This window comes from Thioclava dalianensis, from assembly GCF_000715505.1.
Lineage (GTDB): Bacteria > Pseudomonadota > Alphaproteobacteria > Rhodobacterales > Rhodobacteraceae > Thioclava > Thioclava dalianensis.
On sequence record NZ_JHEH01000034.1, the window covers coordinates 21,377 to 29,320 of the forward strand.

General features: G+C 60.5%; 11 protein-coding genes. 5 read left to right on the top strand and 6 right to left on the bottom strand.

Translation table 11 applies throughout. The features are described 5' to 3' along the window. Positions 1-2: 2 nt before the first annotated feature. The 6 genes from DL1_RS17490 to DL1_RS17515 are packed head-to-tail and all read right to left on the bottom strand — an operon-like array spanning position 3 to position 4,140. The gene (locus DL1_RS17490) at positions 3-1,376 is read right to left on the bottom strand and encodes a M23 family metallopeptidase (protein WP_026155631.1); all 1,374 of its coding nucleotides are present in this window, start codon (positions 1,374-1,376) and stop codon (positions 3-5) included. After that, positions 1,373-1,999, bottom strand: a complete 627-nt coding sequence (locus tag DL1_RS17495; protein WP_026155632.1) for an SCO family protein — start codon at positions 1,997-1,999, stop codon at positions 1,373-1,375. The genes DL1_RS17490 and DL1_RS17495 overlap by 4 nt, the downstream gene beginning before the upstream one ends. Continuing rightward, a complete protein-coding gene (locus DL1_RS17500; protein WP_018001720.1) occupies positions 1,999-2,466 on the bottom strand; it encodes a copper chaperone PCu(A)C in 468 nt (155 codons plus the stop codon). Before DL1_RS17500 ends, DL1_RS17495 begins: the two co-directional genes overlap by 1 nt. A 23-nt stretch (positions 2,467-2,489) precedes the next feature. Continuing rightward, a complete protein-coding gene (locus tag DL1_RS17505; protein WP_018001721.1) occupies positions 2,490-3,149 on the bottom strand; it encodes a DsbA family protein in 660 nt (219 codons plus the stop codon). Beyond that, positions 3,146-3,568: a disulfide bond formation protein B gene (locus DL1_RS17510; RefSeq protein WP_018001722.1), complete on the bottom strand. Its 423-nt coding sequence runs from the start codon at positions 3,566-3,568 to the stop codon at positions 3,146-3,148. Before DL1_RS17510 ends, DL1_RS17505 begins: the two co-directional genes overlap by 4 nt. A gap of 5 nt (positions 3,569-3,573) precedes the next feature. After that, complete coding sequence (locus tag DL1_RS17515) at positions 3,574-4,140, bottom strand: SCO family protein (RefSeq protein WP_026155633.1); 567 nt, start codon at positions 4,138-4,140, stop codon at positions 3,574-3,576. 207 nt (positions 4,141-4,347) lie between these two features. Here DL1_RS17515 and DL1_RS17520 point away from each other — a divergent pair, with 207 nt between their 5' ends. The 5 genes from DL1_RS17520 to DL1_RS17540 all read left to right on the top strand — a co-directional run bounded on the left by DL1_RS17520 (position 4,348) and on the right by DL1_RS17540 (position 7,598). After that, the gene (locus tag DL1_RS17520; protein WP_013959865.1) at positions 4,348-4,776 is read left to right on the top strand and encodes a MerR family transcriptional regulator; all 429 of its coding nucleotides are present in this window, start codon (positions 4,348-4,350) and stop codon (positions 4,774-4,776) included. Between the two features lie 103 nt (positions 4,777-4,879). Continuing rightward, positions 4,880-5,458, top strand: a complete 579-nt coding sequence (locus DL1_RS17525; RefSeq protein ID WP_009573601.1) for a cation efflux transmembrane domain-containing protein — start codon at positions 4,880-4,882, stop codon at positions 5,456-5,458. Between the two features lie 95 nt (positions 5,459-5,553). Further along, entirely contained in the window at positions 5,554-6,309 is a 756-nt protein-coding gene (locus tag DL1_RS17530; RefSeq protein WP_026155634.1) for a transglutaminase-like domain-containing protein, read from the top strand. Continuing rightward, complete coding sequence (locus DL1_RS17535; protein ID WP_010138164.1) at positions 6,299-7,264, top strand: cation diffusion facilitator family transporter; 966 nt, start codon at positions 6,299-6,301, stop codon at positions 7,262-7,264. The genes DL1_RS17530 and DL1_RS17535 overlap by 11 nt, the downstream gene beginning before the upstream one ends. A 55-nt stretch (positions 7,265-7,319) precedes the next feature. After that, positions 7,320-7,598, top strand: coding sequence for a SpoIIAA family protein (locus DL1_RS17540; protein WP_234988885.1), 279 nt, complete (start codon positions 7,320-7,322; stop codon positions 7,596-7,598). Positions 7,599-7,944 lie beyond the last annotated feature (346 nt).

Genomic DNA, 7,944 nt, shown 5'->3' on the forward strand with positions numbered 1-7,944 from the left:
GGTCAGAGCCTTTCGGTTGTCGTTTTGGCAATCTCGCTGCCGAGGTTTTCATTCAGAAGCGCCCGCGCCTCGGCCAGACGCGAGAGCGCGGCGGTATCATCCGCATCGCTCTCGGCCGCTTCGGCGAGCCGGTCGTCAGAGAGGGGGTCAGTCGGGCGCCCATCCACGAGCACCTCATAGTGCAGGTTCGGACCTGTCGCCGTGCCAGTCGCGCCGACGCGGCCGATCACGTCTCCCGCCGCAACGCGTTGGCCTTGTGCCAAGTCTTCCGGCACGGCGCTCAGATGCGCGTAGCGCGTCATGGTGTCGGAGCCGTGCAAGATTTCGACCACGCGACCATATCCGCCGCGCCAGCCGATGAAATTGACCCGCCCCGGTGCCGTCGCTTGAACCGGTGTCCCACGTGCCGCTGCAAAATCGACGCCGGTGTGCATCCGGACGTTGCCAAAGACCGGATGCGTGCGGCGTCCGAACACCGAGCTGAGGCGCGCACCCTCTACCGGCTGTGCGAAGACGCGCAGCACCTCGCCATCGACGTAGATCGTCGCCTGACCGCTGCCGTCGTCCGGCCATACGATCTCGTAAAGCGAACCGCCGATCTCCAGTGCGGCGAAGGCGAGTTCGGGCTGTCCGATCCTGTCCTCTCCGACCCGCGCCTCACGCCAGAGAAGCCTTAGTGTTTCGCCACCGGCCATCTCGCGGCGGAAATCCACGGTCCCACCCAGCATCTGCGCAAGGTCCACGGAAAAACGGGCGGGTATGCCGGCTTCGTCGAGTGCCGCGAAGATCGAGCTGTCGATCATGGCTTCGCCGGCAAGGGTTACGATTTCCGGATCCGGAGCCACGACCTGCGTGGACATCTGCTCGCCGAAAACCACCTCGATCCGAACCCCGTCCTCGACGGCGAGTGAGACGGTGCGGGGGCTGCCGTCCACGGTCGAAGCGACAGTGACCGAGTGCCCCGGCCGCAGCCGTCGCAGATCGTATTCCGCACCAAGCGCGAGGGCAACTTCGGCTCTGTCAGGTGCCGCAAGACCGGCCTCTGACAGCAAGAAATCGAGCGTTTCGCCCGGAGCAATGTCGCGCGACCACGTCGACAGGGGTGGCTCGATCGCTTGCACCGGCCTGTCGGCAAACGCGGCCTGCAGAAGGGGCAGCGGGCTGAGGTCGGGTGCATCGTCTGCCCATGCCGCCGCGGGCAGCGTCACGGGGATGTCAACGTTCTGGGGGGCTTCAGGACCTTGGGGCATCCAGCTACCTGCCTGGGCAAGTTCCGGCGGCACGGGTTCTTTCGACATGGAATCAGAGATGGCGATAGCCGCTCCCGAAACCGTCCCCGCAATTGCGACACAAGCCGCCAAAGTTCTGAGCCTCATGTCGCCCCCTCCATTTCTTCTTCCAGCGCGCGGCGGATCTTCGGCACCGCGAATTCTTTGGGCTCGTGATAGTCGATCATGGTGACGAATCGCCCAGAGGCTGCGAACAGGAAGACGCTCGCGGTGTGGTTCATCGTGTAATCGCCGCTCTCCGCCGGTACTCGCTCGTAGGTGGCGCGGAAGCCGTCCGCGACGCGCGCTATCTGCTCTTCCGGTCCCGTCCAGCCGCGGATCGCCGGATGGAAGTAGCCGACATATTCGGCCATCGTTTCGACAGTGTCGCGCTCGGGATCGACCGTGATGAAAACCACGTTCATCTCGTCGGCCTCGTCTCCCAGATCGTCGAGCCATCCCGAAATGTCAGAAAGCGTGGTCGGGCAGACATCGGGACAGTAGGTGAAGCCGAAGAACGCCATCGTCGGGCGACCGATCAGGGTTTCCGGCCCGACCGCGTTGCCCTCATGATCCGTCAGACGGAAATCCATCTCGGTCAGGGCCACAGGCCGCTGCCCGACAGGTTCGGGTCCACCGGGTCCATCGACCTGCCACCAACCGACGAAGAGCATCAGGGCGACCGCCCCGACACCAGCCGCGCCGTACCCCAGGACCGCCCGTCGCCGCATCAGTCCTCTGGCCCCCGCGCGGCGATTCCGAGGATCGGCACCTTGACCGTCACTTCGCCTCCGTCGTCGAAAAGCAGGGTCAGCGGAAAGGTGTCCCCTTCCGTCATCGGTTCTTGTAGCCGCATCAGCATTGCGTGCAGGCCCCCCGGTTCGAGCGCGACGCTCTCGCCCGGGGCGATCGCGATCTCCCCCGCCGGGCTCATGGAGCTCACACCTTCGGCATTGGTCTTCGTCTCGTGGATTTCGGGCATCATCGCGAGCGGTGTTGTAAGGCCGATCAGCGTCACCGGCTCGTCGCCAGTGTTGCGGATCGTCATGTAAGCGGCCCCGGGACGGTTCATCCCGATGGAGGCGCGGGACCACGCGTTCTCGACGACAACATCCTCGGGTCCGGCCAGCGCGGGCACCGAGAGCCCTCCAAGGGTCAAAAGCGCGGCCAGTGTGCCAGTCAAAATATACTTTTTCATCGTTCTGATCCTGCCCTTTCCATTCAGCTTTGCGCGGCAGCGACTTCGGCGGCCACCAGACGACGCAACTCTGCCTCCCCGAATGGATCGAGCGGCTTGCCGTTCACAAAGAATGTGGGCGTCTGGCGAATTCCCACGGCCTCGACGTCAGCACGATCCTGGTTAAGGATCGCCACGACACCGGGTGCCAGCATTTGCGTGCGCGCGGCTTCGGCATCGAGTCCGGCCGTGGCGGCGATCTGAAGGATCAGGCCAGGCGCCGGGGCACCGTGCGACGCCCATCTCGGCTGTTCCCGCAGAACGGCCTCGAGCACCGGCACGTAAACGTCCTGCATGCGCGCCGCTTCGAGCACGCGGATGGCTTCCTCGGATGCCGCGCCGTGGAAGGGCGTGTAGCGGATCACGACGCGGACAGCTTCCCCATGCTCGGCCATGATGTCCTTCACGATGGGATGAAAGGCGCGACAGGCCTCGCAGGCCGGATCGAAGAATTCGACGATCGTGACGGGCGCATCCGCAGGCCCGAGGATGGGCGAGTAGGGGCGGATCATCGCCTCCGCAAGTTCCGGAGCAACGGGCTCCGCTTCGGCCACTGGGCCGGGGCGGATTGCAAACCAGGTGGCTCCGCCGAAACCGGCGGCGCCGAGGGCAAGAACGGACAGGATCAGGCCGCGTCGATTCATGTTCGTGTGTCCTTCAATGAAAGGGCCGACAGCGCCCCGATCAGCGCGAAGGCGGCGAGCGCCATCAGCGGGATAGGGATGCCGAAGACCAGTTGGTTGTCATCGGTGCAAGAGGGGCCGGTGGCCGTGCAGGGCTGGACGCGTTCGGGAACAAGACCGACGTACAGCCCCATGTGCCAGAGGGCGATTGCGCCGCCGCCAAGCGCCAATGCGATGCCGTAGCGCCCCACGCGGCCGTCCCGCCACCAAAGGCCGAGCCCGAGGACAATGGCCAAGGGGAACATGAAGGCGCGCTGGAACCAGCACAGCACACAGGGCGTCTGCCCCAGCACCTCGCCGACAAAAAGCACGGCAAGCGAGGCGACGAGCGCGATGATCCACGCCAGCCCGAGGGCTGTTTCTCCGGACATACGGTTCATGTCGGTCAGAACCTCTCTTCCAGATCGGCGAGTATCTCTTCGGCGGAGGTGCCGTAGGGCCACGAGTCGGCGAAGCCCGCGTCGGGATCGAAGAGGAACAAATGCGACGTGTGGCCCATCGTGTAACCATCCGGCGCCGCAGCCTCTTCGACGCGTTCAAAGAAGATCGGAAACGTCTCGGATGTGGCGGCGATCTGTTCCGGCGTGCCGGTCAGACCGATGATGCCCGCATCGAACAGCGGGACGTATTCGGCGAGTGCGGCGGGCGTGTCCCGTTCGGGGTCGATGGTGATGAAAATCGGCTGGACCTTGGCGGCATCGTCGCCCAGACCGTCCATCACCGCCGCGACCTCAGATAGGGTCGTCGGGCAGACGTCGGGGCAGTTGGTAAAGCCGAAAAAAACCAGCATCCAGCGCCCCGCAAAGTCCTCCTCGGTTTGAACCATACCCTGGTGGTCCGTCAGTTCGAACTCAGCGAAAAAAGGCGGCTCGGCGTCAGTTCGGGCGCTATCGGCACGATAATCGGACCATAGCAAGAGCCATACGAAGGCAAGCGCTGCCACGCCTGCCAAAACCCAAAGAAACTTCTGTGCCGATGTAAGGGACAATCCTGTTCGCCTGTTTTTGATTCTTATTGCAAGTGCGGATACATCCTCTAGCCGCTAGAGGTTCAAGCACGAAATCATGGTATAGCTTGAACTCACGCGTCTGTGAAACCGACACTTGTTTATTCCGACGGCAAAACCTACACAAACTGTATCTTTTTCATGGAGGCGAAAATGCTCACGATCGGTACTCTGTCAAAGAAGACTGGCACGAAGGTGCAGACCATCCGGTACTACGAACAGATTGGGCTCATGCCCGAACCTGGCAGGACCGAAGGCGGGCAGAGGCGCTACGACAATGCACAGCTCGACCGGCTGTCCTTCATCCGCCATTCGCGACAACTCGGTTTCTCGCTCGATGCGATCCGCGAGCTGCTCGACCTCAGCGACCATCCCAACCGGCCCTGTGATGAGGCTGATGCCATCGCGCGTCGCCAGCTCAAACAGGTGGAGCAGCGCATGGCCCGCCTGAAGGCGCTGCGCACGGAACTGAAACGCATGGTTCACGAATGCAGCGGCGGGCGGACGGGAGATTGCAAGGTGCTTGAGGTGTTGCGGGACCATTCGGAATGCTTGACCGAACACGAGGAAATCGGGGCCTGAAGGAATTCAGCCAACATTCCGGCTGGAACGCAGATCTGCCGCAGAAGTTAATGTGTCGTACAACACAAGCTGGAACCACAAAATGGCCGCTAGACAAGATTCAATGGAGAGACGGACGCTTTGGATCGTTCTGGCGCTCAATATCGGTTTGGCCGTGGCTTTTTTCGCAACAGGCGCCTTCGGCGACTCAAGTGCCCTGATCGCCAACGGGCTCGATAACCTCTCCGACAGCTTCGTCTACGCGATCAGCCTTTTCGCTTTGTCCCGATCCGCCAAATGGAAACGCGGGGCGGCGAACGTTTCCGGCGGGCTGCTGATCCTGTTCGCTGCAGGCATCCTCTACGATGCGTGGCGCCGCTACATCGGTGGGTCAGATCCGCTCGGGACGATCATGATTGCAATGGCCCTGATCGCGGCGGCTATCAACGCAGTCTGCGTTTGGCTGCTCGCTAAGCTCAAAAATCCAAACGTCAATATCCGCGCGGCCAACACCTTCAGTTACAACGATTTCGCCGCGAACCTCGGGATCGTCGTGGCCGGTGGCCTCGTCGCTTGGCTAGGAACCAACTGGCCGGACCTTGTCGTCGGTGTGATCGTCGCCGGGATCGCGGCCTGGGGCGGTATCGACATCCTGCGCGACGCACACGGCGAACACCACAAAGCGGTTCACACGGACAAATAGTTGCGGGAGATTCTTTCTGAAAGAAAGGATTGAAGCTATAGTGACTATAGCAATTAGTCTTGTTCCAAGACGATTCGAGGAGCGACCCGTTGCAGATGATCGACCCCCTACTTGTACCCACCAAACTACTGGATTTTGATGCCGCGCCTCTTGCGCGTCTAATTGAGAACCGCAGCTGGCGCGGCTTATCCGAATACGATCGGATCGGAGCTGCCTATGATTTCGTTCGGAATGAAATCGCGTTCGGATACAATCGAGCTGACGACATCCCCGCATCCGAAGTGCTTTCCGACGGCTATGGGCAGTGCAATACCAAAAGCACGCTCTTGATGGCGCTGCTGCGTGGTGTCGGCATTCGTTGCCGGTTGCATGGGTTTACGATCCACAAAGGCTTGCAGCGCGGTGTTGTCCCTGAGCTGGTGTATCCGCTTGCTCCGCAGGAAATTCTCCACTCATGGGTCGAGATCGAATTTCAAGGTGCCTGGATCAACCTTGAAGGCTTCATCCTGGATGACGCTTTCCTCGATGTCCTGCAAACGTCATTCTCGGACACAGAAAGTCTCTGCGGTTATGGCGCGGGCACGGATTGCCTTGGCGCGCCTCCCGTCGCCTGGAACGGAGAAGATACCTACATTCAGAAAACCGGCATCGTGCAGGATTTCGGCGTGTTTGATACGCCGGACGCCTTCTATTTTTCCCATGAGCAATCCTTTGGATGGCTGCGTGGTGCCCTTTACCGTCATATCATACGCCACTGGATGAATGCGCGCGTTCGTGGTTTCCGCAGCGACCGCCTCAAGACTGACCGACGCGCGACACACGCGCATGAGGAGCCTGCCAATGCCACATGACCACGGGCACGCGCATATCGATCCGGATTCTGGCGATCGGCGGGTTGCCATCGCGATCTGGGCGAACGGGCTTCTTACCGTTGCGCAAATCGTCGGGGGCATATTGTCGGGCAGCCTGGCACTGATCGCCGATGCGCTGCACAACTTTTCCGATATGGCCTCGCTTGTCATTGCCTTTGCCGCACGCAAGATCGCGCGCCGCCCGGCCGATGAGCGCATGACCTTCGGCTATGGCCGGGTCGAAATCGTCGCGGCCCTGATCAACTACACCACCCTCATCGTGATCGGCTTCTATCTGATCTACGAAGGTGGCATGCGCATGATTGATCCACCCGAAGTCATGGGGTGGACCGTCGTCATTCTCGGTGGAATCGCGCTTGTGGTCGACACGCTGACCGCAATGCTGACCTATTCGATGCAGAAGGGGAGCGTGAACATCCGTGCGCTTTTTCTCCACAACCTTTCGGATGCGCTTGCTTCGGTCGCGGTTATCGTCGCTGGGTCGCTGATCATCCTTTACGACATGCGTTGGGTCGATCCTGCCATCACCATCGGCATCGCGACCTACATCCTGTATCTGTCTTTCACTGAAATAGGCGGCCCAATCCGAACCCTGATGCTCGGGAGCCCGCCGGACATCGACAACGAGGCCGTCGTCGAAGCGATGCGGAAAGTCGAAGGCGTCGCCGACGTCCACCACGTCCATCTCTGGCAAATGCAAGAGCACGAGGCTGCGCTCGACTGTCATGTCGTCGTGGCAGCCGAGGGATGGTCGAAGATCGAAGAGATCAAGAGCGCGATCAAGGAGCGGCTGAAGGAAGAATTCGGCATCAGCCATTCCAGCCTCGAATTCGAGCACGAGGATCGCGCTCATCAGAACGCCGATCTCTACGGTCACGGCAACGCAAGTGAAAAGGAGAAGACCAATGTTCAAGGAAACGCTGACCGAGCGTGATGATGTCATCGGGCTCGTCTGCGAAGGCAAGTTGACGGAGACAGAATTCAAGTAAATGCACGCGCTGCTTCATGAGCGTCTTGGAACAACCGATAATCCGGGTCTGGTTCTCGACCTTACAAGTTTCGAGGGCTACGAAGAGCCTTCGGCGATGCTAGAAGATCTGAAGGTCGACACCGCCCACGCGAACGATTTCGGTCGCATAGCGGTTGTCGGAGAACGCAGATGGATGGAATGGGGCGCACGGGTGGTCAACCTATTGACGGGCTCCGAGATGCAGTGGTTCGAATCCAGCGATACCGAGTCCGCAATTGCGTGGGCGCGTGACGGGTAGCCAGCGATTCTGCAAGAAAAGGACTCTGGCCTGGAAATTGACATCACATCAGATGCTTCACGATTAATGGAGGAACGGAACGATCTAAATGTAGTCAGCAACATTTGTCTGCTCGGATGAAACAATCCGATGCAGTTTGATGTCGACTTTAGGCTGCATAATAAGTCCCTACGCGCTGAATTCTTCGAAATTTAACATAAACTTCACTATCGGAACTTGACATCTGTAGCGGGGCTTTCATGGACTCCAAGTCCGAGCAAGCGAAGCTACCGGGATATCTCCCCTTCCAGCACCGCTCGTCCGTGCACCGCCAAGGTTGCTGAAAACCTCTGGCACCCAAACTTGC

Bases quoted from the DNA above. Each gene is read 5' to 3' on its own strand.
- DL1_RS17525 (WP_009573601.1), top strand. From the start codon at position 4,880: ATGGAGAGACGGACGCTTTGGATCGTTCTGGCGCTCAATATCGGTTTG.
- DL1_RS17495 (WP_026155632.1), bottom strand. From the start codon at position 1,999: ATGCGGCGACGGGCGGTCCTGGGGTACGGCGCGGCTGGTGTCGGGGCG.
- DL1_RS17510 (WP_018001722.1), bottom strand. From the start codon at position 3,568: ATGAACCGTATGTCCGGAGAAACAGCCCTCGGGCTGGCGTGGATCATC.
- DL1_RS17520 (WP_013959865.1), top strand. From the start codon at position 4,348: ATGCTCACGATCGGTACTCTGTCAAAGAAGACTGGCACGAAGGTGCAG.
- DL1_RS17500 (WP_018001720.1), bottom strand. From the start codon at position 2,466: ATGAAAAAGTATATTTTGACTGGCACACTGGCCGCGCTTTTGACCCTT.
- DL1_RS17540 (WP_234988885.1), top strand. From the start codon at position 7,320: ATGCACGCGCTGCTTCATGAGCGTCTTGGAACAACCGATAATCCGGGT.
- DL1_RS17490 (WP_026155631.1), bottom strand. From the start codon at position 1,376: ATGAGGCTCAGAACTTTGGCGGCTTGTGTCGCAATTGCGGGGACGGTT.
- DL1_RS17530 (WP_026155634.1), top strand. From the start codon at position 5,554: ATGATCGACCCCCTACTTGTACCCACCAAACTACTGGATTTTGATGCC.
- DL1_RS17535 (WP_010138164.1), top strand. From the start codon at position 6,299: ATGCCACATGACCACGGGCACGCGCATATCGATCCGGATTCTGGCGAT.
- DL1_RS17505 (WP_018001721.1), bottom strand. From the start codon at position 3,149: ATGAATCGACGCGGCCTGATCCTGTCCGTTCTTGCCCTCGGCGCCGCC.